The 338-nt window shown below is 43.5% G+C and carries 2 pseudogenes; both read left to right on the top strand.

Annotated features, from left to right (window positions below):
- Position 1 precedes the first annotated feature (1 nt).
- Positions 2 to 221: pseudogene (locus M3204_RS23550) on the top strand (IS5/IS1182 family transposase); the annotation flags it as partial.
- Positions 213 to 335: pseudogene (locus M3204_RS23955) on the top strand (transposase); the annotation flags it as partial. The pseudogenes M3204_RS23550 and M3204_RS23955, both read left to right, overlap by 9 nt.
- Positions 336 to 338: the final 3 nt, after the last annotated feature.

Here is a 338-nt window from a genome sequence, read left to right on the forward strand (position 1 = left end):
GATGCTTTCGAAAAATAATCCAATCCAACGAGATCAATTAGAGATGGTCGCTTTAGACCAGCTTGTTCCTCAGGAACATTTAGTCCGCAAGATGGAAGCAGCCCTTGATTTTTCTTTCATTTATGACGGTGAAAGATGTGTATTCGGAAGTAGGGCGCCCAAGCATTGACCCTGTAATTCTGGTTAAACTCTCATTCATTCAATATACCTTTGGCATGCGTTGGACAACCCTGAGGGGACTTAAAAAATTGTCGATGCAGGCGATGCTTACTTTCGCTGCCTTGAACTTGAAGAAGATGGCCAACTGGACATGGAGAAGTCCAGTAATGGCCTAAAAG

It is taken from the genome of Mesobacillus subterraneus (assembly GCF_023715485.1).
Classification (GTDB): Bacteria; Bacillota; Bacilli; order Bacillales; family Cytobacillaceae; genus Mesobacillus; species Mesobacillus subterraneus_B.